Genomic DNA, 22,937 nt, shown 5'->3' on the forward strand with positions numbered 1-22,937 from the left:
TGGGAAACGATGACAGGGTTTGACGCCGCCGCTGACAGTGCGGTGGACGGTCTCGGCGAGGTCGACGGCAGCTGGTCGGACGAGTCCGAGTTCGCCGCGCTCGACGCGAAGATCGAGGCCGAGGAGGCCGACGGCCGGGCGGCCGCCGCGCAGCCGGTGCTCGCCGTGGTCGGGCGGCCGAACGTGGGCAAGTCCACGCTGGTCAACCGCATTCTCGGCCGCCGGGAAGCGGTCGTGCAGGACGTGCCGGGCGTGACGCGTGACCGCGTCGCCTACGACGCGTTCTGGGCCGGGCGCCGGTTCACGCTCGTCGACACCGGCGGCTGGGAGCCCGACGCCACCGGCCTGCAGGCCTCGGTCGCGCAGCAGGCCGAGATGGCCATGCAGACCGCGGACGCGGTGCTGCTGGTGATCGACGCGACGGTCGGGGCCACCGCCACCGACGAGGCTGTCGCGCGCGTGCTGCGCCGTTCCAAGAAGCCGGTCCTGCTGGCCGCGAACAAGGTGGACGACGACCGGCTGCTGGCCGACACCGCGTCGCTGTGGTCGCTGGGCCTCGGCGAACCGCACCCGGTCAGCGCGCTGCACGGGCGCAGCTCGGGCGATCTGCTCGACGCGATCATGGCCGCGCTGCCCGAAGCGCCGCGCGAAGCGGGCACGGTGACCGCCGGGCCGCGCCGCGTCGCGCTGGTCGGCAAGCCGAACGTCGGCAAGTCCAGCCTGCTCAACAAGCTTTCCGGCGAGCAGCGTTCGGTGGTCGACTCGGTCGCGGGCACCACGGTCGACCCGGTCGACTCGCTGGTCGAGCTGGACGGCGAGGTCTGGCGGTTCGTGGACACCGCGGGCCTGCGCAAGCGCGTGAACTTCGCCGACGGCGCGGAGTACTACGCCTCGCTGCGCACCAAGACCGCGATCGACGCGGCCGAGGTCGCGCTCGTGCTGCTGGACGCCTCGGAACCGCTGACCGAACAGGACCTGCGGGTGCTGACGATGGTGGTCGAAGCGGGCCGCGCGTGCGTGCTCGTGTTCAACAAGTGGGACCTGGTCGACGAGGACCGCCGGTACGCGATGGTGCGCGAGCTGGACCGCGGCCTCGTGCGGGTGCCGTGGGCGGAGAAGGTCAACGTCTCCGCGCTCACCGGGCGCGCGGTGCGCAAGCTCGCGCCCGCCCTGCGCACGGCGCTGTCGTCGTGGGACCAGCGCGTGTCGACCGGTCAGCTCAACGGCTGGCTGTCCGACCTCATCGCGGCCACGCCGCCGCCGGTGCGCGGCGGCAAGCAGCCGAAGGTGCTGTTCGCGACGCAGGCGGGCATCCGCCCGCCGACGCTGGTGCTGTTCACCACCGGGTTCCTCGAGGCCGGGTACCGCCGGTTCATCGAGCGGAAATTCCGCGAGCAGTTCGGCTTCGCGGGCAGTCCCGTCCGGGTGAATGTGCGCGTCCGCGAAAAGAAGCAGAAGCCGAAGGCGGGCGGAAAAGCGGCTCGCAACCGCTGATTCCTTTCCCGGCAAGGGAATTCCCGGCGTATCCGATGCACCGGGATTCCCTTGCCTGGCCTGCGGTCGGTGATGTCCGACACGCCGCCGTTACCCTGACGCGACCTGGGCTTGATCGCCGCGTAAGGTGGACGGTCGCTACGGGCGCCTCATTCGGATGGCCGGCCCGAATGACGCTCGCGAAAGGTGAGTGATGGGCTTGCGCGCCCAGAGTTCGACCGTGTCCACCCCGTTCCGGAATACCGGAACGCACCCAGCCGCTGGGGCGGCCTGGTGACGCTGACCGCCGATTCCGGCAGCACCGAAGCCCTGACTCTCGCCGTCGAGGCCGCGCTCTCGCCCGCTCTGTTCGAGACCGCCGCGCCCGCCGCCGAGCGCACCCTCCTGGACATCCTCACCGCGACCGCGGAGCGGCACCCGAACGCCGCCGCGCTCGACGACGGCACCGGCCCGCTGAGCTACCGCAGGCTGACCGAAGAGATCGACGCGTACGCCCGCAAGCTGCGCGAGCACGGCGTCGGCCTCGGCGACCGCGTCGGCATCCGGATCTCCTCGGGCACCGCCGAGCTGTATATCGCGATCCTGGCGACCCTGTCGGTCGGCGCGGCGTACGTGCCGGTCGACGCCGACGACCCCGACGAGCGCGCCGAGCTGGTGTTCGGCGAGGCAGGCGTCGCGGCGATCGCCACCGACGGCGAGATCACCGTCGCCGGGACCCCGGGCGGCGCCACCGGGCAGCCCGGCCCGGCCGACGACGCGTGGATCATCTTCACCTCCGGCTCCACCGGCAAGCCGAAGGGCGTCGCGGTCACGCACGCCTCGGCGGCGGCCTTCGTGGACGCCGAAGCGCAGCTTTTCCTGACCGACGAGCCGATCGGCCCCGGCGACCGGGTGCTGGCCGGACTGAGCGTCGCGTTCGACGCCTCCTGCGAAGAGATGTGGCTGGCCTGGCGGCACGGCGCCTGCCTGGTGCCCGCGCCGCGCGCGCTGGTGCGCACCGGCGTCGACCTCGGCCCGTGGCTGGTCGCGCAGGGCATCACGGTCGTCTCGACGGTGCCGACGCTGGCCGCGCTGTGGCCGGCGGACGCGCTGGAAGACGTGCGCCTGCTCATCTTCGGCGGCGAAGCCTGCCCGCCGGAGCTGGCCGAGCGCGTGGCCGTCGAAGGCCGCGAAGTGTGGAACACCTACGGCCCGACCGAGGCGACCGTTGTCGCCTGCGCCGCGCAGATGACCGGCGAGGGCCCGGTGCGGATCGGGCTGCCGCTGGTCGGCTGGCAGCTCGTCGTGGTGAACGAGGAGGGCGAGCCGGTCGCCATGGGCGAGACCGGCGAGCTGGTCATCGGCGGGGCCGGGCTGGCCCGGTACCTCGACGCGGAGAAGGACGCGCAGAAGTTCGCGCCGCTGCCGTCGATGGGCTGGGAGCGCGCCTACCGCAGCGGCGACATGGTCCGCGCGGAGCCGGAAGGCCTGCTGTTCCTCGGCAGGCTCGACGAGCAGATCAAGCTCGGCGGGCGCCGGATCGAGCTGGGCGAGGTCGACGCGGCGCTGCAGGCGCTGCCCGGCGTGCGCGGCGCGGCCGCCGCGGTCCGCCGCACCAAGGCGGGCAACCAGGTCCTGGTCGGCTACATCGTCCCCGAGGACGGCGAAACGCTCGACACCGACGACGCCGCGACCCGGCTGCGCGCGCAGCTGCCCGCCGCGCTGGTGCCGCTGCTGGCGACGATCGACGACCTGCCGACCCGCACGTCCGGCAAGGTCGACCGCGCCGCGCTGCCGTGGCCGCTGTCCACTGTGGACGCGAGCGCGGCCGGGCTGTCGCCCACCGAGGCGTGGCTCGCCGAGGGCTGGAGCGAGATCCTCGGCGTGTCGGTGAGCACCGCCGGCGCCGACTTCTTCACCAACGGCGGCGGCAGCCTCACCGCGGCGCAGCTGATCGCGCGCATCCGCACCCGCCACCCCGAGGTGTCGGTCAGCGACATCTACCAGAACCCGAAGCTCGGCGCGCTCGCCGCGAAGCTGGACGCGCTCAGCGGCGAGGAGACCGAACGCCGCGAGATCGCGCCTACGCCGCGCCGCGCCGGTCTCGTGCAGTCGCTGCTGATGGTCCCGCTGATGGGTCTCGTCGGGCTGCGCTGGACGACGCTCGCCGCCGCCTGCTCGAACGTGCTGGCGCTGCTGGGTGTGTCCTGGGCGCCGACGCTGAACTGGGCGTGGCTGGTGCTCGCCTGGCTCGTGCTGTTCACCCCGGCGGGCCGGATCGCCATCGCCGCGGGCGGCGCGCGCGTGCTGCTGTCCGGCGTCCGCCCCGGCACCTACCCGCGCGGCGGGAGTGTCCACTTGCGACTGTGGACCGCCGAGAAGCTGGCCGAGTTCTCCGGTGCGGACAGCGTCGCGGGCGCGTCGTGGATGACGACGTACGCGAAGGCGCTCGGCGCGCGCATCGGCAAGGACGTCGACCTGCACTCGCCGCCGCCGGTCACCGGTTTCCTCAAACTGGGCCGCGGCGCGGCGGTGGAGCCCGAGGTCGATCTGTCCGGCCACTGGGTCGACGGCGACGTCGTGCACATCGGCAAGATGCGGATCGGGGCCGAAGCCAGGGTCGGCGCGCGCAGCACGCTGTTCCCCGGCGCCCGGGTCGGCAAGGGCGCGGAGATCGCCGCCGGGTCGACCGTGCGCGGCGCGGTCCCGGCGGGCCAGCGCTGGGCCGGTTCGCCCGCGGTGCGCTCGGACGTCAAGGACGCGCTGAAGTGGCCGTCGAGCCGTCCGCCGCGGTCGCGGTTCTGGGCTTCGGTGTACGGCGCGACCTCGGTGTTCCTGGGGCTGCTGCCCGGGATCGCCGCGCTGCCGGGCGTCGCGGTGATCGGGTACGCGGTCGCTGGCACCTCTGATCTGAGTGCCGCGTTGAGCCAGGCGTTGATCTTCGTGCCGGTCGCCACGGTGGCGTACTTCCTGACCTACGCGCTGCTCGTGCTGGCCGGGGTCCGCGCGCTGGGCGTCGGCATGGTCGAGGGCTATCACCCGGTGCACGGCCGCGTCGCGTGGCAGGTCTGGGCGACCGAGCGACTGATGGGGATGGCCCGCGAAGGCCTGTTCCCGTTGTACGCCAGCCTGTTCACGCCGGTGTGGCTGCGGCTGCTCGGCGCGAAGGTCGGGCGCAACGTGGAGGCGTCGACCGTCCTGGCGCTGCCGAAGATGACCAAAGTGGACAGTGGCGCGTTCCTCGCCGACGACACCATGGTCGCCACCTACGAACTGGGCCACGGCTGGCTGCACGCCGCCCCGGCGCGGATCGGCAAGCAGGCGTTCCTCGGCAACTCGGGGATGACCGCGCCGGGCCGTTCGGTGCCGAAGCGCGGGCTGGTCGGGGTGCTGTCCTCGACGCCGGCGAAGGCGAAGAAGGGCTCGTCGTACCTGGGCATGCCGCCGCTGCCGGTGCGCCGCGCGGTGGAGGAGAGCGACACCAGCCGCACGTACACGCCGCCGCTGCACCTCAAGGCGGCGCGGGCGCTGGTCGAGCTGTGCCGGATCCTGCCGGTGATGTGCGCGGTGGCGCTCACCGTCGGCGTCGCGTTCGCGCTGGTGGCGCTGGCGGAGTGGGGCGGCTTCTGGGCCGCCGCGCTGCTGGCCGGGCCGGTGCTGCTGGCCGCCGGGATCGTCGCGGCGCTCACCGCGACCGCGGCGAAGTGGCTGCTGGTCGGGAAGTTCCGCGAGATCGACCATCCGCTGTGGAGTTCGTTCGTGTGGCGCAACGAGCTGGCCGACACGTTCGTCGAGGCGCTCGCGGTGCCGTGGCTGATCGGGTCGCTCGGCGGCACGCCGCTGCTGCCCGCGTGGCTGCGCACGATGGGCGTCAAGATCGGCCGCGGCGTCTGGCTCGACACCTACTGGCTGCCCGAGTCCGACCTGGTCGAACTGGGCGACGGCGCGACGATCAACCGCGGCTGCGTGGTGCAGACGCACCTGTTCCACGACCGGATCATGACCATGTCGCGGGTGACGCTGGAAGAGGGCGCGACGCTCGGCCCGCACGGGATCGTGCTGCCGGGCGCGAGCATCGGCGCGCGCACCACGGTGGGCCCGGGTTCGCTCGTGACGCGCGGCGACGCGGTGCCCGCGGACAGCCGCTGGCTCGGCAATCCGATCTCGGCCTGGCGGCGGTGAGGGCACGGCCGTTGCGGCCCCTGCCCTCGTGCCTCATCCTGGAAACGATCACGGCAGCGGGCGAAGGCGGGTTTCGGTGCGGGTGAACGGGAAAGCGGCCGCGCCCGGAGCGGAGACCTCGGGCGACGGGTACCTCCCCGCGCACGGGAACGGCGGCTACCGGGTCCGGCACTACGACCTCGATCTCGACTACCGGATCGGGCCGAACCGGCTGTCCGCCGCCGCGGTGCTCACGTGCGAGGCCACTCAGGCGCTGTCCCGGCTGACGCTCGACTTCGGCGAGTTCCGGGTGTCGCGCGTGCTGGTCGACGGCAAACCGGCGAAGTACGCGCGGCGCGGGCTGAAGCTGCAGGTCAAACCGGCGCGGTCGCTTCCGTCCGGTGCCGAGTTCCAGGTGGAGATCCGCTACGCGGGCAATCCGCGGCCGGTCAGCAGCCGGTGGGGAGACATCGGCTGGGACGAGCTGACCGACGGCGCGCTGGTGGCGAGCCAGCCGGTCGGCGCGCCGTCGTGGTTCCCGTGCAACGACCATCCGGCGGACAAGGCGAGCTACCGGATCGCGGTCGCGACGTCGTCGCCGTATCTCGTTGCGGCGACGGGGAATCTCGTCTCGCGGTACCAGTCGGCGAGCACGACCAAGTGGGTGTTCGAGCGGCCGGAGCCGACTTCGACGTACCTGGTGAGCGTCCAGATCGGGCGGTACGAGGACCTCGAATTGTCTTCCGGCGCCTGGGTTCCGGGGACCGCGGTCGACCGGCCGGGCGGAGTCGCCCAGCGCGCTGCGGTGCCGCCCCGGCTGCGGCGGGCGTTCGCGCGGGACTTCGGGCGGCAGGGCCGGATGATGGACGCGCTCGAGGAGTGGTTCGGGCCGTATCCGTTCGGCGAGTACGTGGTGGTCGTGACGGACGACGACCTCGACGATCCCATCGAGGCGCAGGGGATGGCGATCTTCGGGGCCAACCATGTCGACGGGAAGCGGACTCACGAGCGGCTGGTGGTGCATGAGCTGGCGCATCAGTGGTTCGGGAACAGTTTGACTGTCGCTGATTGGCGGCATATTTGGCTTAATGAGGGGTTTGCTACTTACGCTGAGTGGTTGTGGTCGGAGCGGGCTGGTGGGGAGTCTGCGGAGGCGTTGGCTCGGGGTTGGTATGCGCGGGTGCGGGCTAAGCCTGCGGATGTGACTATCGGGGATCCTGGGGTTTCTCGGATGTTTGATGAGCGCGTGTATAAGCGTGGGGGGTTGACGCTGCATGCGCTGCGGGGGGAGATGGGGGATTCGGCGTTTTTCGCGCTGGTCAAGGCTTGGGCGGTGGAGAATCGGCACGGGGCGGTGACTACGGAGGGGTTCGTGGCGCTGGCCGAGTCTTATGCTGGGCGGTCTTTGGGGGAGTTCTTCGCTGCTTGGTTGGGGCGGGTGGGGTTGCCGTCGTTGTGAGGGTGGCTCGTCGCCTGGCGGCGACATTGCCGTGGTGGTTGCGTGGGGCACCCCGAAGCTTGATTGTGCTGACGGTTCGGGGGTGCTTGTCAAGGCGGGAAAGATGCCTTGACAAGCACCCCCGAACCGCAGGGGAGCTTCGTATCGGGGTGCGAGGGAGGGGCTGGGTGCCTCGCTCGTTGGGTGCATCGGCTGCGGGTAGAGGGGCTGGGTGCCTCGATGGTTGGGTGCATCGGCTGCGGGGGCGTGGCTGGGTGCCTCGACGGTTGGGTGCGTCGGCTGCGGTTGGGGCTGGATGCCTTGATGGTTGGGTTCATCGGCTGCGGTAGAGGGGCTGGGTGCCTCGACGGTTGGGTGCACCGGCGGCGGTTTGGTGGTGGCGGGGCTAGCGCCCCAATGTGGCATTGGGTGCATCTGACGCACCCAATGTGGCGTTCGGTGCGTGGGACGCACCCAATGCCGCATTGGGGCAGCAGGCCGGTGGGCGCGAGGCTGGCGGGGTGGGCCGTGAAGGGCTCCTTGAGGGAATCTGGTTCCCTCAAGGAGCCCTTCACAACCTTTGTCACCGTGCGCCGCCCGTCGTGGGAAGGGTGGAGCCTCGGCGAGTGCGGTGCGTGAAGCTGTCCTGGGCGATGGGGTGATCCGGCGGTTTCAGGTATCTGAACGCACGCCCGTCGGATCCCAGTCATCGGATGTCTGTGCGGCTTTCCGGGTGAACAACTCTGGCTTTCGCTTGCTCTGTCTGGATATATTCCGCTGACCCCGCGCCTGCGGGAGCGAAACGTAATATGAATCCGGAGGGTGACATGGTCGGGGTGTCGCGGCGGACGGTGCTTCGATCGGTGTCGGTCGCTGCTGGGGCGGCGGCGTTCGGTGGGCTGTGGGCGCAGGGTGCGCCGCCGGGAGTGGCGGCGCAGCGCAATCCGCATCGGGATGTTGCGGTGGATGCGCGGATGCGCTGGCAGCGGTTGCCGAAGAACTGGCAGGAAGCGCCGTTTCTCGCCAACGGTTATCTCGGGGTGCAGGTCTACGCCGGGCAGACGCCGCAGGTGCTGAAGTTCATGCTCAGCCACACCCAGGTCCAGGACCAGCGTATCCAGTGGGAAGCGGGGATCGGGCTGTCGCGGTTGCCGATCGGCGCGATCACGCTTGCCTTCGCCGGAGCGATCACTGGGGTCGACTGGACGCTCGACCTTTACAACGCGGAGCTGGGGGGCACCATCACTACGACGCGCGGGCAGGTCGCGTTTTCTGCGGTGGTGCACAACGATCTTGGCGTCTTGCTCGTCTCGCTCGACCCCAGCGCGGGCGAATCCGGGGCGACGTGGGGGTTCGCGCCGCTCGTGTCGGCGACGACGCGGACGGTTCGTAAGCCGCCGGAGTACACCGCGAATCCTGAGCCTGAGCAGGCCAATGGGTACTGTGCGCAGCCGCTTATCGCTGGTGGTGGGTATACGACGGCGTGGCGGGAGAAGCGGGTCGGTACGAAGCGGTTGTTCGCGGCGGCGGTCGCGTATTCCTTCCCGCGGTCTACGCATACTCGCGACGCGGTGTCGTTGGTCGGGCGGACGCTCGCGATGAATCCGGATCTGCTGGTCGCCTGGCATCGTCGCTGGTGGAACGGCTTCCACGAGCGCAGTTTCGTGTCCGTGCCGGACAAGCAGGTCCAGCGGTTCTACTGGATCCAGCTTTACAAAATCGCCTCGGCGACCCGCAAGGACGGGCCGGTCGCCGCCGAATGGGGGCCGTGGTTCCCGGAGGTCGGCAACAGCTGGACGGCGGTCTGGTGGAACCTGAACGTCCAGGTCACGTATCCGATCGTGAACAGTACCAACCATCCGGAGCTGGACGCGGTCACCGAGACCTTCCGCCGCGATCATGCGAACCTGGAGGTGTCGGTTCCGCCCGCGTACCGGGACGGCGATACTTACGCGCTTTCGCATCCGGGGGACTGGCGGCTGCGGCCCGGCGGCGTGCGGACAGTCGGCGTGCCGGGGACTACGTCCAAAACGGACCAGACCGGGAACCTGTTGTGGGGCTTGCACAACGTCTGGCTCGCGTACCGCCATCACCTCGACCAGTCGGTGCTGCGCGACGTGCTGTACCCGACGCTCGCCAAGGCGCTCAACTTCTACCGGCACTTCCTCTTCACCGGACCGGACGGCCTCCTGCACCTGCCGCTCACCCGGTCGCCGGAGTACGCCGACGCGGCCGATTGCACGTATGACCTTTCGCTGATCCGCTGGGCCGCGACGACGTTGGCCGACTCCGCGCGGATCCTGCGATTGAACGAGCCGCGCGTGCCCATGTGGCGGGAGATCGCGACGAAACTCGTTCCGTACCAAGAGGATCCGGCGGAGGGCGTGCTGATCGGCGACGGCGTCCGGCTCGCTGCTTCGCATCGGCACTTCTCGCATTTGCTGTGGCTGTACCCGTTGCGGGAGCGGAATTGGGAGCGGCCTGCTGATCGGGACATCATGACCCGCACTTTCCGGCATTGGGCGGCGGATCAGTCGGCGTGGCACGGCTACAGTTACGCGGCTGCGTCGTCGATGAATTCCGTGATGGATCAGCCTGAGGAAGCGTTGCGGTACTTGAAGTTCTTCCTCGATCGGAACATCGTCGCGGACACCGAGCTGACCGCGAACACGATGTACCGCGAGGGATCGAACTTCGCCATCGAAAGCCCGATCACTGCCGCACAGTCCGTTGTGGACATACTGCTGCAAGGGTCTGGGGGAGTGGTGAAGGCGTTCCCGTCGGTGTCGGCGAAGTGGCCGGACGCGTCGATCGCTGGGTTGCGTACTGAGGGCGCGTTCCTGGTGGACGCGTCGCGGCGGCGCGGTGCGACGGAGTTCGTGCGGGTGCATAGCGAAGCTGGTGCGCCGTTGGTGCTTGACCACGGCATCGACGGCGAGATCGACGTGCGTGATCAATGGGGTCGGCGGTTGCCGTGGCGGTCGGTTGGGGCGCGGCGGATCACGCTCGAACTGCGGCGGGGAAGCACGGTCACCGTTACCCCGCGCGGTGGTCGTCCGGACTTCGGGCCGCGTGACGTTCCTTCGCTGGGTGCTGTTCCGGCCTGGGGTTTGCCTGACTAGAAAACGAGGAGGCTGGCGGACATGGACATCTCGCGCCGGACAGTGCTCGGCGGAGCGCTCGCCGGGATCGCCGCCGGAGCGGTCGGGCTGCCGCAGGCCAGTGCGGCGGAACTGGGCCGCGACGGCGTCGACTGGGCGGATTTCCTGGCGACCGCGGACCTGCGCTGGCGGCGGATGCCGAAGACCTGGTACGAGGGACCGTTCCTGGGCAACGGTTTCCTCGGCTCCGGCATCTACGCCGAACCCGGGCGCAACGCGGTCCGCTTCAACGTCCAGCACAGCCAGGTGCAGGACCACCGGCCGCAGTTCGGGTCGCTGTTCGGCCTGGCACGGCTGCCGATCGGGTATTTCACGCTCGAACCGGTCGGCGCGATCACCGGGCTCGACTGGCGGCTCGACGTCTGGAACGCCGAACTGACCGGCACGATCACCACCGCGGCGGGCAGCCTGGAGCTGCGTGCGATCGTCCACACCGGACAGTCGCTGCTCGCGGTGGAGGTGCGGCCGTCCGAGGGAGAACGCGGTTTCCAGTGGGTGTTCCATCCGGCGAAGGCGATCAGTCCGCGCGCTGATCCGGTGTGGAAGAAGCCGCCGCCGGACGGATATCTGGAGAATCCGCCGGTCCAGCTGCAGCAGGCTGGCGACGCGCACCTCGCGATCCAGCCGCTGCTCGCGGGCGGCGAGCACGTGACGGCCTGGCGCGAGGTCACCCGGGGCAGTGCGCGGACACTGTACACGTCGGTCGCGTGGTCGCATCCGGAGAAGACCTCGGCGGCCCGCGCGTTGCACACGGTGCGGCGCGCGAGCGCGCTGGACGTGCTGACCTGGGATCACCGTCGCTGGTGGCACGACTACTACCGGCGCAGCTTCCTGTCCATTCCGGACACTCGGCTGCAGAGTTTCTACTGGATCCAGCTGTACAAAGTCGCGTCGGCCGCGCGCCGCGAAGCGCCGGTGATGGCGACTTCCGGGCCGTGGCTGGAAAACACGCCGTGGCCCGCGACGTGGTGGAACCTCAACGTGCAGCTGGAATACTGGCTGATCCAGGGTTCCAATCACCTCGAACTCGACGCGGTCAGCTACGCGCTCGGCAAGTACCGCGACCGGCTCACCAGCCAGGTCGCGCAGCCGTACCAGGCCGACTCCGCGGGCATCCCGCGCACCACGGACATGACACTGCTCAACGGCCTCGCCGACTCGACCAGCGGCTATCCGGTCGGCATCCCGGGCAAGGACACTCCGACACCCGAGGTCGGCAACCTCACCTGGGCACTGCACAACGTCTGGCTGTCCTACCGGCACACGATGGACCGCCAGCTGCTGCGTGACACGCTGTTCCCGTTGCTGCGCAAGGCGATCAACTACTACCTGCACTTCCTCGCACCCGACCCGGACGGCCGGCTGCATCTCCCGGCGACCTTCTCCCCGGAGTACGGCGTGAACGCGCCGGACACCAATTACGACCTCGCCCTGATCCGCTGGGGTTGCAAGACGCTGCTGGACACCGCCCGCGAGTTGCGCATCGCCGACCCGCTGGCGGGGAAGTGGCAGCAGGTGCTCGCCACGCTCACCGACTATCCGGCCGACGAGAACGGTTACATGATCGGCGCGGGCGTCCCGTTCGCGAAATCGCACCGGCATTACTCGCATTTGCTGCAGATCTATCCGCTTTACGAGATCACGTGGGAACAGCCGGAGCACCGCAAGATCATCGAAACTTCGCTCAACCATTGGGTCGGCTTCGAGGGTGCGTTGCAGGGCTACACGTTCACCGGGGCCGCGTCGATTTCCGCGCAGATGCTGCGCGGCGAGAAGGCCGCGTACTACCTCGGCGAACTGCAAAAGCGGTATATCCAGCCGAACACGATGTACAAGGAATCCGGCCCGGTCATCGAAACGCCGTTGTCCGCGGCGAAATCCATGCAGGACATGCTGGTGCAGAGCTGGGACGGCGTCATCCGGCTGTTCCCGGCGGTGCCGGAGGCGTGGGGCGACATCGCGCTGCGCGACTTCCGGACCGAGGGCGCGTTCCTGCTCAGCGCTTCCCGTTCCGGCGGGAAAACGCGCTGGCTGAAGGTGCACAGCGAAGCCGGCGCGCCGTGTGTCCTGCGCCCGGGCATCGACGGCGAGTTGACGGTGACGGACGCGCACGGCCGTCCGCGGCGCTGGCGGCGGTTGGCGAACGGAGACGTGCAGGTCGATCTCGGACGCGGTCAGGACGCGTATGTCTGCCGCCGCGGCGACCGGCCGGACTTCACGGTCCAGCCGGTCGCGCCAGGCGGGGCGAGCGATCCGTGGGGGATGCCGTGAGTTAGCGGTCCAGGAGCTTGCGAAGTGCTTCCGGCAGGCCGGTTCCGGCGGCCGCGTGCCGCCAGGCGACGTACCCGTCCGGCCGGATCAGGAGACAGCCGTCTTCCTCGATCCCGCTGATCCGCGCCCAGTCGCCGTAGGAATCGCGCGCCTCGGGCGAACCGACGGTCACCACCCGGAGGTCCAGCCCGAGGTCCGCACCGGCTTTCGCGGCGGCGTCCCGCCAGGCGCCGCCGGTGAGTCCGGTGAGGACAGTCCACCGGCCACGGCCGACGAGGTCCAGTGTGGACACTCGGCGGCCGTCCGGGCCGACGAGCCAGACGTGCGGCAGTTTCGCTCCCGGCGTGGTCGTCGGACGGTGGTACAGCTCGGGATCCCGGTCCGCAGCGGGCTCGACGCCGTCCGGGAGCACCGCGGCCGAGACGTACCGCTGGTCCATTTCCACGCCGTGCGCGTTGAACTCGTAGTTCTTCAGCTCGATCGCCGCCTGCAGTTGCTTGCGCCGCAACGCTCCGTCCTCGGTCGGGGCGGTGCAGGCGGCGAGACCGGCGGTGATGGCGTCCGCATCGGAGTCGCCGTCGATGCCGAGCGCGGCGAAGATCGGCCCGAACTGGTCGCGGCTGAGGTTCGCCCGGTCCACGATCTGCTTGCCGACCGGGGCGCGCTCGGCGCTGTAGCTGTCGAGAAGCCCTTCGCCCGCCTCGCCGCGGACGACCATCGCGAGTTTCCACGCCAGGTTGTATGCGTCCTGCACCGAGGTGTTGGACCCGAGCCCGTTCGACGGCGGATGCCGGTGCACCGCGTCGCCCGCGCAGAAAACGCGGCCGGACGAGTACTGCGTGGCGTAGCTGTGGTTGACCGTCCACAGTGAAGTCGAGGTGATCTCCACCGGCAGACCGGGATCCCCGACGAGGTCGCGGACGATCCGGGCCGCTTCCTCGGCGGTGACGTCGGGCGGCGGCTGGGCGATGTCGTAACCCCAGGTCAGCAGCCATTCGTTCCACGGCCGGACCATCCGCACCAGACCCATCCCGATGCCGCCGAGGTGCGCGCCGGGCCGCATCACCCAGTACAGCACGCTCGGCCGGTGCGCGACGTGCTCGGAAAGATCGGCGGTGAAGGTGATGTTCATGCTGCCGGCCTTGCCGGACTGGCCGTCGATCGGCAGCCCGGCCTGCTCGGCGACGCGGCTGCGGGCGCCGTCCGCGCCGATCAGGTAGCGGGCGCGGAGGGTGAACTCGTCGCCGCGGACCCGGTCTCGCAGCCGCGCGGTCACCCCGTCGGCGTCTTGGGCGAAGTCGAGGAATTCCGTGTCCAGGCGCAGTTTCGCCCCGCGAGCGGCGGCGTTCGCGGCCAGGATCGGTTCCAGGTAGGTCTGCGGCAGGTCGATCATGTGGCACGGGCTCGCCGACGCGTACTCGGCGGCTGAGCGATCGGCGGTGCCCCAGCTGGCGATCCGGCCGATTTCCTCGCCGACGAGCGACGTGCACAGCACGGTGTCGCCCATCAGCTCCGGGGGAGTGCCTTGCGCGAGCGCCTGGTCTTCGATGCCGAGGTCGCGCAGGACTTCCATGGTCCGCTGGTTGGTGATGTGCGCGCGGGGCGTGTGCGCCATCCAGCCGTACTTGGTCGCGAGCACGGTGCGCACGCCGTAGGTCGCGAGCAGCAGTGCGGCGGAACCGCCTGCCGGGCCGCTGCCGACCACGAGGACATCGGTGTCATAGCTGGTCATGGTGGGTTCCCGGGGAGATGCGGAAGGTGAAATCGAGGCGGCGCCAGGGTTCGCGCCCGTCCGGCGCGGGGCCGGTCTGCTCGGCGAAGTCGACGATCAGGCCGTCCTTCACGCCGAACACGGTGTCCGAATCGAGGTAGTCGCCGCCGCGGACGAACAGCTGGGTCACCAGCGTGCGGTAGCCCGGTTTGGCGATCATGAAGTGCACGTGCGGCGCGCGGTAGGGATGCCGTTCGGTCGCGGCCAGCATGCCGCCGACCGGGCCGTCGTCCGGGATCGGGTACGCCGACGGCACGATCGTCCAGAACCGCAGCCTGCCCTCGGCGTCGGTGCGGAACCGGGCGCGCAGCACCGGGCCGTCCAGATCGGGCAGCTGGACGTCGTAGAAACCGTCCTCATTGGACTGCCAGACGTCCACGACCGCGTCCGGCACCGGAGTCCCGTCCGGTTCGGTCACCTGGACATCCGTCCACAGTGGAGTGCCCGGAAGTCCTTCGGCGAGATCCGCGCCCTGCTCGGTTTCCGGCGGGCCTTCGACGTAGAACGGGCCCAGCACGGCCGACGGCGTGGTGTCCGGCGTGCGCGAGTTCGTGAGCACGTCGACCACGCTCGAAACGCCGAGGGTGTCCGACAGCAGGATGAACTCCTGCCGCGTGTCCGAGCTGATCTGCCCGGTGCGGGTGAGGAAGCCGATCGCGTACTCCCACTCCTCCTGAGTGAGATCGGTGCGCACGACGTACGAATGCAGGGTGCGGACCAGCTCGGACAGCAGTTCGCGCAACCGAGCGTCCGGTGTGTTGGCGAAACTGTCCACGACCTCCTGCGTGAGCCCGCGTAGATCCGGCGGCGTGCCTTCAGCGGGGGTCGGCCGGGTGCCGGACCACGCACGCCGCAGCAGGTCTTCGATGCCGTCGCGGGTGAGTTCGCGCGGATTCGGATACGGCGCTGCGGTGGCCAGCTCGGCGGCCTTGGCGAGATCGCCTTCGGCAAGACCGATTTCGGCCAGCGAATGCGGTACCGGCAGGCTGGCGATCAGATCGAACACCGCGGTCGGCGCGTCCGGCGCACCGAGCGCTTCGGCGATCCGCCGCATCGCCTCTGGAGCGTTCGGGGCGTTGTACGCCATGGCGTGCGGGAGGACGATCGTGTGCGTTTCCGCGTGCGGCAGCCCGAAACTGCCGCCGAGGGTGTGGCACAGCTTGTGGTGCAGGCCCATCCCGACCGAACCCAGGCACGAACCGGCCAGCCACGCGGCCCGCAGCGCGTCTGTCCGAGCGTCCACATCGGACGGATCGGCGGCGATCCGCGGCAGCGCGGAGGCGAGCAACCGGATCGCCTCCAAAGCGAACTGGTCGACGATCGGGTTCGCCTGCGCCGAGTAGAGCGCCTCGACCGCGTGCGCCATCGCGTTGACGCCGCTGGTCAGCGAGGTCGGCACGGGCAGGCCGAGAGTGAGGTCGACGTCGTACACGACCACCTCGGGCAGCACCTTCGGCGACGACTGGGTGGTCTTGCGGCCGTTCTCGGTCTGGCCGACCACCGGCGTCATCTCCGACCCGGCGTACGTGGTCGGAACGATGATCTGCGGGATGTCGGTGCGGAGCGCGAGCGCTTTGGCCAGCCCGGTCGCGGATCCGCCGCCGATCGCGACGACGCAGTCCACGGAGTGCTCGGTGACCAGCTCGAGCGCGCGTTCGGTGACCTCGACCGGGGTGTGCATGGCGGGCTCGCCGAAGCGGGCGGCGAGCCGCGGGCCGAGCGCCCCGGCCGTCCGGTCGGCTGCCTCGGCGGCGGACTTCCCGGCCACCAGCAGCACCCGGCCTGCCTCGAGCCGCTGCACCTCGTCGGGAACGACGGCGAGCGTGCCGCTGCCGAACACGACCCGGGCCGGGTTGGCGGTGTAGGTGAACATCGACGGTCCTTCCACGCGGGTACGTCGAGTATCCGGGCGGAGGAGAGACCGCGCCTGCACAGACGTGCTGAGCGGACTGCACGAAACGCGCGTCAGGCGTCCCGGCGAAGCGCGGCGGGCGTGGTGCCCAGCTGGGCGCGCAGGACCCGGGTGAGGTGTTCCTGGTGGGAGAAACCGCAGCGCACGGCGATGTCCGCGATCGGTTCGGTGCCGGTCCGCAGCAGCAATCCGGCCTGCTCCACGCGCAGTCGCAGCAGGTACCGGTGCGGCGGCAGCCCGGTGCGTGCCTTGAACCGCCGGGCGAACCGGCTGACGCTCAACCCGGCCGCCGCGGCGAGTTCGTCGAGGCCGAGCGGTTCCGCGAGGCGTTCGTCCATCAGCTCGCGCACCTGGGCGAACTGCCGATCGGTCAGCGCCTCGACCGGCCTCGCCGCCGCGGGTGCGCTCCGGCCGGCTCGATGCTGGCGGGCGAGCTGCGCGGCGACGAGCGTGCTGAGCTGATCCGCGTACGCGCGAGCGCCGGGCTCCCACTCGCGCACGACCTGGTCGAGCGCGAGAACGAGCTGTTCGAGCAGGGGATCGACGCTGCCGAGCTCGTCGGCCAGCTGGATCGGAGCGTCCGATCCAGCGGCCTCCTGCACCGCCGAATCCGGTAGGTAGACGTGGAGCGTGTCGAGCTCGCCGCCGAGTTCCACCGACAGTTCCTGGTGCGACGGCTGGAGAAAGAGCCCGCCCGCCGGGATCCGCCTGCTGCGCTCGCCGGGCGTCCCGACGCCGCGGCGGACCGTGACCGGACCGGCGAGGTGCAGGATCAGCTGGTGCGTGCGCGCGGGCCCGAACTCCGCGCGATACGGCCGTTCGCGCTGTTTGGACAGGTAGATCCGGTCCCAGCCGAGACCCGCGCTGGTGCGTTCCGGGCGGATCCACGGCAGGGAAAGGATGCCGTTCGTGTCGGCAGGCCCGAGCTCGCCCACGGCGTCCTCCTCCTCGAGGGTCCCGTGGGCGAGGGTACCTCTCAGAGCGGGTTGAACACGCCCAGCGGCGCGGTGCAGAACGGCCCGCCGACGTACTCGGCGGCGGCACCGGTCGGCGCGGGCTTGTCCGCCAGCTGCTCGGCGTAGACCTCGGCGTTGTCGTGCGACTTGTAGCCCAGCGCCTCGGCCTCGGCGAGCGAGTAGACGCGGCGGGTGTTGTCCGAGACGCCCCAGATCATCCGGTAGCCCGGCGACGGCGCGCTCAGGCACGCCTCGAACAGCCGCGCCCCGTCGTCCGGAGACAACCAGCTGGTCAGCCCCCGGATGCCGAGCGGCAGCGGGGTCTCGAAACACGAGCCGATGCGGATGACGATCACGTCCATGTCGAAGCGCGACGCGTACAGGCTGCCCAGCGCTTCGATGGCGGCTTTGCTTACGCCGTAATAAGTGTCCGGCCGGGTGCTGGAGTCGGCGGGCAGCCCGTGCTCGCCCGCGTCGGCGTTCCGGCGGAAGCCGACGGCGTGGTTGCTCGACGCGAGCACGACCCGGCGGATCCCGGCTTCCCGGGCGGCTTCGAGGACGGTGTGCGTGCCGTTGATGTTGACGTCGAGGGTGGCGTCCCACGAGGCCTCGCGGCTGAGCCCGCCCAGGTGGATCACCGCGTCCGTGCCCGCGCAGGCGGCGGCCATCGCCTCGGGGTCGGTGACCGAGCCGGTCACGATCTCGACCGCTTCGCCGTCCTCGGCGGCGGGCTGCTCGGCGAGGTCGAGCAGGCGCAGCACCCGGCCTTCCCGGCGCAGCCGCGGCCGCATCAGGGTGCCGACGACGCCGGCCGATCCGGTGATCAGCACACGCTGGTCTGGCATGGAGTTCCTCTCACGAAAGCCCGCGGACGGGCGACACGGTGGCGGCGGTCAGCGGATTCCGGCGCGGCGCAGCTGCTGGCCGAGCTCGGCGGTGGTTTCGGCCAGCAGCTCGCCGACGCGTTCGACGTCGGCGTCGGTGACCTTGCCCAGCGGCATCGAGCAGCTCATCGCGTCGGTGCCGGGGATGCGGTACGGGATCACCGCGGCCACGCAGCGCACGCCGAGGGTGCCCTCTTCGATCTCGGCGGCGTACCCGCGTTCCCGGGTGCGCGCGAGGTCGGCATGCAGCGCGTCGAGCGTGGTGATGGTGTTCGGGGTGAGCGCGACCAGCTCGTCGGGCATGAGCGCCTCGACCTCTTCGTGGGTCAGCTCGGCGAGCAGGGCCTTGCCCAGCGCGGTCGCGTGCGTGGGCAGCGTGCGGCCGACGCGCGAGATGAGGTGCGTGGAGTGCTGCGACTCGCGCGTCTCCAGGTAGACGACCTCGGTGCCGTTGCGGCGCGCGAAATGCGCGGTGAAGCCGGTCTTCTCGCGGATGCGCTCCAAAGCTTCGGTGGCGTAGGGGACGATCGCGTCGCGGTCGAGGTACGCGGTGCCGCAGATCAGCGCGCGCACGCCGAGCCGGTAGCGCGCGGAGTTCGCGTCGGCCTCCAGCCAGCCCGCGTCCAGCAGGGTGCGCAGCAGACCGTGCAGACTGGAGCGGGGGAACCCGGTGCGCGCATGGAGATCCGACAGCGACAGCCACACGTCGTTCGCGGCGAACGTCTCGATCAGGTCGATGGCGCGCCGCGCCGACTTCACGCCCGCGGACTCCGCGGGAGCGGTGGCGGGGTCCGTCTTCTGCGCCATGCGCGTCCTCCAACCGGGCCGTTGACTTGTGAGTCCGGCCATATTAGCGTCCCGAACAGCGTTCTTGTGGGTGAACATAGTCACGATAACAGACTCCATTCAAGAATGTGAACATTGGAGCAGAAACTGATGGCACAGACCGAAATCGAGCTGGACGGCTTGCTGGCGTTCCCGCTGACCCCCTTCACCGAAGACCTCGAGATCAACCTCGACGGGTTCGCGGAGAACGTGGAGAGCCACATCGCCGCCGGTGCGGGCGCGCTGTTCGTCGCGTGCGGCACCGGGGAGTTCAGCTCGCTGTCGGTCGACGAGGTCGCCGCGCTGCTGGCCAAGGCGCGCGAGGTCGCGAACGGGCGGGTACCGGTGTGGGTCGGCGCGGGCGGTGGTGCGGCCGGTGCGCGCGCGGGCGTCGCGGCGGCGCAGGCGGGCAACGCCGACGGGGTGTTGCTGCTCCCGCCGTACCTGGTCACCGGGCCGCAGGACGGGCTGGTCGACTACGTGCGCTACGCGGTCGGCGACACGTCGGTCCCGGTGATCGTCTACCACCGCAGCACCGGCGTCTTCACCGCGCCGGCCGCGGCGAAGCTGCTGGACATCCCGTCGGTGGTCGGGATCAAGGACGGCTACGGCGACGTCGAAACGATGACCCGGATCGTCACCACGATCCGTGCGCTCGGCACGCAGCGGTCCGCGGACTTCTTGTTCTTCAACGGTCTGCCGACCGCTGAGGTGTCCGCGAAGGCGTACGCGGCGGCAGGCGTCGCGCGCTACTCCTCGGCGGTGCACTGCTTCGCGCCGGAAATCGCGCACCGGTTCCACCGCGCGCTCGCGGAGAACGACGACGCGACGATGGACGCGCTGCTCGCCGGGTTCTACCTGCCGCTGGTGGCGTTGCGCGACGAGACGCCCGGCTTCGCGGTGTCGCTGGTCAAGGCCGCCGCCCGGCTGCGCGGCGACAAGGTCGGCACCGTCCGGCCGCCGTTGATCGAGCCGACGCCGGAGCAGATCGACCGGCTGGGCAAGGTCGTCGAGAACGGTTTCGCCGTGCTGAAAGGCCTCTGATGAAGATCCGGGACGTAGTGCTGACCCCGGTCGCCTTCGCGGACGCACCGCTGCTCAACGTGATGGGCGTGCACGAGCCGTTCGCGTTGCGCAGCGTGGTCCAGGTGGTGTGCGACGACGGCGTGGTCGGCCTCGGCGAGTCTTACGGCGACGCGGCGTTCCTCGGCGAGGTGCGCAAGGTGCTGCCGGAACTGGCCGGACACGACATTTTCGACCTGCCGGGCCTCAAGCGGATCATCGCGCGCGAGCTGGCCGGAACCGTGCTGACCGACGAGCACGGCCTGATCGGCGGGTTCTCCATCCGCAAGACGATCGCCAGCGTGTACTCGCTGTTCGAGGTCGCCTGCCTGGACGCGCAGGGCCAGTTCCTCGGCCGTCCGGTCGCCGACCTGCTCGGCGGCAAGGCTCGCGACGCTGTCGACTTCTCCGCGTACCTGTTCTACAAGTACGGCGCGCACATCGATGCGGACGAGGACAGCTGGGGCGACATCCTGACGCCGGAAGCGCTGGTCGGCTCGGCGAAGCGGATGGTCGACGAGTACGGGTTCCGCTCGGTCAAGCTCAAGGGCGGGGTTTTCGCTCCGGAGCAAGAGATCGAGGGCATTCGCGCGCTCGCCGAAGCGTTCCCCGGGCATCCGCTGCGCATCGACCCGAACGCGGCGTGGACGCCCGAAACGAGCATCCGCGTGGCCGCCGAACTCGACGGCGTGCTGGAGTACCTCGAAGACCCGACGCCGGGCATCGAAGGCATGGCACGTGTTGCGCGCGAGGCGAGCATGCCGTTGGCCACCAACATGTGCGTGGTGAACTTCGGCGACCTGGAGCCCGCGTTCCGGGCGCGCGCGATCGGCGTCCTGCTGTCCGACCACCACTTCTGGGGCGGCATGCGCGACACCCAGGCGCTGTCGGTGGCTTGCGAGAGCTTCGGCGTCGGGCTGTCCATGCACTCCAACAGCCACCTCGGGATCAGCCTCGCCGCGATGGTGCACGTCGCGGCCGCGACCCCGCACCTGACGTACGCCTGCGACACGCACTGGCCGTGGAAGACTGCCGACGTGATCGAACCGGGCGTGCTGAATTTCGTCGACGGAGCGGTGGCGGTGCCGGACCGGCCCGGGCTCGGGATCACGCTGGACCAGGACGCGCTCGCCAGGGCGCACGAGGACTATGTCCGATGTGGACTGACCAAACGGGACGATGTGACGTACATGCGCAAGTACACGCCCGGTTTCGAGCCGAACACGGCGAGGTGGTGACCCGGTGAAGGTGACCGGATACGCGTATCCGTGGGACGTGCTCGGCGACACCGCGTTCGCCGAGCGGGTGCAGGACCTCGGCGTGGACGAGGTCGCGGTGGCCCTGGCCTACCACAGCGCGCGCGCCGCGACGCCATGGTCGGCCGAGCGCACCTCGGTGGTCGCGCGCACCGCCGCGCTCTACCGCCCGGTGCGCGCGGAAGCCTGGTCGGGCCGGGATCTCGTCCCCGCCGCGCCGGACTGGGTCTCGTCGGAGGACAGCGGCGGCGAGGCGGTCCGGCGGCTCAACGACGCCGGAATCCCGGCCGCCGCGTGGATCGTGCTTACGCACAACTCGCAGCTGGGCATGGAGTTTCCGCAGTACGCCGTGCGCAACTGCTTCGGCGAGACGTACCCGTGGGCGCTGTGCCCCGCGCAGCCCGCGGTACGCGAGTACGCCGCGACGCTGACTGCGGAATCCGTTGCGGGACTGAAGCTTTCGTCGGTGCTGCTGGAGGCGTGCGGGCCGCTCGGCAGCGTGCACCAGCATCAACACGAGAAGACCGACGGCGTGTGGGCTCCGGCTACCGCGCGGCTGTTGTCGATCTGCTGCTGCGATGCTTGTGCGGAGGGCTGGACCGGTCTCGACCCGTCCGACGTCCGCGAGACTCTGCGGGCCGAGGTGCAGCGGCTGATCGCTACGGCGGATTTGTCGGTGGTCGAGGATAGACTTCCGGGTGAGTTGAAGGAAAAGCTGCTTTCCGGTCGGCAGCAGGCGGCCGATGCGTTGCGCGCTGCGGTCTTGGCGGTGCTGGCGCCGGGTACGCGGATCGTGCTGCACGGCGCGCTCGACCCGTGGGTCACCGGCGCACTGCCCGGCCTGACCCCAACGGCCGCCGACGACGCCGAGACGGTCGTGCTGCAGAACTGGGCACCGGGTCAAGCGAGCGTCGACGCGGTCGCGGCCGCACGGCGAGCGCTGCCGGACCGGGTCGCGATCGGCAGCTACATCACGGCGGTCGCGGCTAGTGCGGTGCCGGACATCGCGGCGTACGTGGGCGAGTTGGCTAAGGCGGGAGCTGCGGAATTGCACCTGTACCACTTGGGTCTTGCCGGTCCGGCGCGGTGGCCGGATCTGCATGCCGCTACTGGTGCCGCGCACTCGGTGTCTTGACGGTTTGTTTGATGAGGAGATGCGTTGAGTCGTGAAGCTTCCGCGCCAGAGCGGGAACGCGAGTTGGCCGCGGCAGCCGCCCGGCGGTTCGCCGAGAGCGCTGCGGCTGACCGGGCCGAGTGGTGCACCGCCCCGCCGTCCTGAACCTGTTTGACGAGGAGGTCCGTTGAGCCGCAAAGTTTCCGCTCCGGCGCGGGAACCCGTGGTGGCCGCTGCAGTCCGGCGGTTCGTCGGTCGTGTCTCGGTTGGCTGGGCTGGCGCGCATCTGGTGCCTGAATCTGTTTGACGAGGAGGTCCGTTGAGCCGCGAAGCCTCCGGCCCGGCGCGGGAACCCGTGGTGGCCGCTGCAGTCCGGCGGTTCGTCGGTCGTGTCTCGGTTGGCTGGGCTGGCGCGCATCTGGTGCCTGAATCTGTTTGACGAGGAGGTCCGTTGAGCCGCGAAGCCTCCGGCCCGGCGCGGGAACCCGTGGTGGCCGCTGCAGTCCGGCGGTTCGTCGGTCGTGCCCCGGCTGATCGAGCCGCAGCGCGCCTGACGTCCTGAACCTGTTTGACGAGGAGGTCCGTTGAACCGCAAAGCTTCCGCCCCGGCGCGGGAACCCGCGTTGGCCGCCGAAGCCTGGCGGTTCAGCGAT

13 protein-coding genes are annotated in these 22,937 nt (G+C 70.3%); 8 read left to right on the top strand and 5 right to left on the bottom strand.

Annotated elements, in window-relative coordinates; all coding sequences use genetic code 11:
- The first annotated feature begins 9 nt into the window (after positions 1–9).
- From der to DMP23_RS13315, 5 genes are all read left to right on the top strand, one after another.
- Positions 10–1,494 (top strand): ribosome biogenesis GTPase Der, encoded by a 1,485-nt coding sequence (gene der, locus DMP23_RS13295; protein ID WP_134668134.1) that lies wholly within the window; start codon positions 10–12, stop codon positions 1,492–1,494.
- 273 nt (positions 1,495–1,767) lie between these two features.
- Positions 1,768–5,655 carry a Pls/PosA family non-ribosomal peptide synthetase gene (locus tag DMP23_RS13300; RefSeq protein WP_337821210.1) on the top strand — a complete coding sequence of 1,296 codons (3,888 nt, stop codon included), beginning with the start codon at positions 1,768–1,770 and terminating at the stop codon, positions 5,653–5,655.
- Positions 5,656–5,737: 82 nt separating this feature from the next.
- Complete coding sequence (locus DMP23_RS13305) at positions 5,738–7,093, top strand: M1 family metallopeptidase (RefSeq protein WP_337824395.1); 1,356 nt, start codon at positions 5,738–5,740, stop codon at positions 7,091–7,093.
- An 806-nt stretch (positions 7,094–7,899) separates the two neighbouring features.
- Positions 7,900–10,194, top strand: a complete 2,295-nt coding sequence (locus DMP23_RS13310; protein ID WP_337824396.1) for a glycosyl hydrolase family 95 catalytic domain-containing protein — start codon at positions 7,900–7,902, stop codon at positions 10,192–10,194.
- 21 nt (positions 10,195–10,215) lie between these two features.
- Positions 10,216–12,504 carry a glycosyl hydrolase family 95 catalytic domain-containing protein gene (locus DMP23_RS13315; protein ID WP_337821211.1) on the top strand — a complete coding sequence of 763 codons (2,289 nt, stop codon included), beginning with the start codon at positions 10,216–10,218 and terminating at the stop codon, positions 12,502–12,504.
- 1 nt (position 12,505) lies between these two features.
- Here DMP23_RS13315 and DMP23_RS13320 read toward each other — a convergent pair whose 3' ends face one another.
- The 5 genes from DMP23_RS13320 to DMP23_RS13340 form a co-directional block, all read right to left on the bottom strand.
- Positions 12,506–14,236, bottom strand: a complete 1,731-nt coding sequence (locus DMP23_RS13320) for an FAD-dependent oxidoreductase (RefSeq protein WP_337821212.1) — start codon at positions 14,234–14,236, stop codon at positions 12,506–12,508.
- Entirely contained in the window at positions 14,223–16,148 is a 1,926-nt protein-coding gene (locus DMP23_RS13325; protein WP_337821213.1) for a maleylacetate reductase and hydroxyquinol 1,2-dioxygenase domain-containing protein, read from the bottom strand. The genes DMP23_RS13320 and DMP23_RS13325 overlap by 14 nt, the downstream gene beginning before the upstream one ends.
- 92 nt (positions 16,149–16,240) lie before the next feature.
- Complete coding sequence (locus DMP23_RS13330) at positions 16,241–17,122, bottom strand: helix-turn-helix domain-containing protein (protein ID WP_134731264.1); 882 nt, start codon at positions 17,120–17,122, stop codon at positions 16,241–16,243.
- 41 nt (positions 17,123–17,163) lie between these two features.
- A complete protein-coding gene (locus DMP23_RS13335; RefSeq protein ID WP_337821214.1) occupies positions 17,164–17,988 on the bottom strand; it encodes an NAD-dependent epimerase/dehydratase family protein in 825 nt (274 codons plus the stop codon).
- 48 nt (positions 17,989–18,036) lie between these two features.
- On the bottom strand, positions 18,037–18,834 hold the full coding sequence (locus tag DMP23_RS13340; protein ID WP_037815491.1) for an IclR family transcriptional regulator: 798 nt from the start codon (positions 18,832–18,834) through the stop codon (positions 18,037–18,039).
- A 129-nt stretch (positions 18,835–18,963) separates the two neighbouring features.
- Here DMP23_RS13340 and DMP23_RS13345 point away from each other — a divergent pair, with 129 nt between their 5' ends.
- From DMP23_RS13345 to DMP23_RS13355, 3 genes are read left to right on the top strand one after another with little or no spacing between them, the layout of a single operon-like run.
- Entirely contained in the window at positions 18,964–19,896 is a 933-nt protein-coding gene (locus DMP23_RS13345; RefSeq protein ID WP_238605697.1) for a 5-dehydro-4-deoxyglucarate dehydratase, read from the top strand.
- The gene (locus DMP23_RS13350) at positions 19,896–21,152 is read left to right on the top strand and encodes a glucarate dehydratase family protein (protein WP_337821215.1); all 1,257 of its coding nucleotides are present in this window, start codon (positions 19,896–19,898) and stop codon (positions 21,150–21,152) included. Before DMP23_RS13345 ends, DMP23_RS13350 begins: the two co-directional genes overlap by 1 nt.
- A gap of 4 nt (positions 21,153–21,156) precedes the next feature.
- The gene (locus DMP23_RS13355) at positions 21,157–22,305 is read left to right on the top strand and encodes a hypothetical protein (RefSeq protein WP_337821216.1); all 1,149 of its coding nucleotides are present in this window, start codon (positions 21,157–21,159) and stop codon (positions 22,303–22,305) included.
- The last annotated feature ends 632 nt before the right edge of the window (positions 22,306–22,937 follow it).

Source organism: Amycolatopsis sp. A1MSW2902 (assembly GCF_017312175.1).
Classification (GTDB): domain Bacteria; phylum Actinomycetota; class Actinomycetes; order Mycobacteriales; family Pseudonocardiaceae; genus Amycolatopsis; species Amycolatopsis nivea.

What these genes read in the sequence shown, in the direction of transcription:
- der (WP_134668134.1), top strand. Translation starts at nt 10, where the DNA reads ATGACAGGGTTTGACGCCGCCGCTGACAGTGCGGTGGACGGTCTCGGC.
- DMP23_RS13310 (WP_337824396.1), top strand. Translation starts at nt 7,900, where the DNA reads ATGGTCGGGGTGTCGCGGCGGACGGTGCTTCGATCGGTGTCGGTCGCT.
- DMP23_RS13315 (WP_337821211.1), top strand. Translation starts at nt 10,216, where the DNA reads ATGGACATCTCGCGCCGGACAGTGCTCGGCGGAGCGCTCGCCGGGATC.
- DMP23_RS13320 (WP_337821212.1), bottom strand. Translation starts at nt 14,236, where the DNA reads ATGACCAGCTATGACACCGATGTCCTCGTGGTCGGCAGCGGCCCGGCA.
- DMP23_RS13325 (WP_337821213.1), bottom strand. Translation starts at nt 16,148, where the DNA reads ATGTTCACCTACACCGCCAACCCGGCCCGGGTCGTGTTCGGCAGCGGC.
- DMP23_RS13335 (WP_337821214.1), bottom strand. Translation starts at nt 17,988, where the DNA reads ATGCCAGACCAGCGTGTGCTGATCACCGGATCGGCCGGCGTCGTCGGC.
- DMP23_RS13340 (WP_037815491.1), bottom strand. Translation starts at nt 18,834, where the DNA reads ATGGCGCAGAAGACGGACCCCGCCACCGCTCCCGCGGAGTCCGCGGGC.
- DMP23_RS13345 (WP_238605697.1), top strand. Translation starts at nt 18,964, where the DNA reads ATGGCACAGACCGAAATCGAGCTGGACGGCTTGCTGGCGTTCCCGCTG.
- DMP23_RS13350 (WP_337821215.1), top strand. Translation starts at nt 19,896, where the DNA reads ATGAAGATCCGGGACGTAGTGCTGACCCCGGTCGCCTTCGCGGACGCA.